The following is a 423-nucleotide window of genomic DNA, read 5'->3' as shown; positions in this document are numbered from 1 at the left end:
TGGTGAATGTGATTTATGTAAGGTTTGATATTTTGTATTGGTACTGATTTCAAATCTGAGTTATCGGATACAATTTTAAATTATTTGCTGATTATATCTCAATACTATCAATCGCTTTCATCAATCTATCTGTCTCTGTTAATGCCACAATCATTTTTTGATAATGTAAAATATCGTCAAATTCTAATGTTCTTTCCTTGCGGTCTTTGAGCCATTTTTGCGCTGGTTGATACCCACCAATATAAAACTCCCACGCTACTTGCGGAACGTTGTCAAAATACTGCGTGTCGTTTATGTAAACGCTCCCTGTCACAGCGAGGAACGAAGCAGTCTGCTTGTTTGAGATTGCTTCACTATCGTTCGCAATGACAAAGCGTGGTTTTGTAACTTTATTATCTCCGTCAATAGGATATTGGGTTATAT

Annotated in this window: 1 protein-coding gene; it reads right to left on the bottom strand. The window is 36.2% G+C overall.

The genetic code is table 11. From position 1 onward, the window contains the following. Positions 1–91: 91 nt before the first annotated feature. Positions 92–423: type ISP restriction/modification enzyme (locus tag IU405_RS00940; RefSeq protein ID WP_197436761.1), on the bottom strand; the 332-nt coding region annotated here is incomplete at its 5' end.

Origin of the sequence: Polaribacter sp. BAL334, assembly GCF_015767435.1 — a bacterium.
Taxonomy (GTDB): domain Bacteria; phylum Bacteroidota; class Bacteroidia; order Flavobacteriales; family Flavobacteriaceae; genus Polaribacter.
Note: the sequence above shows the minus strand (reverse complement) of the source record. Positions and strands in the feature narration are given on the sequence as shown.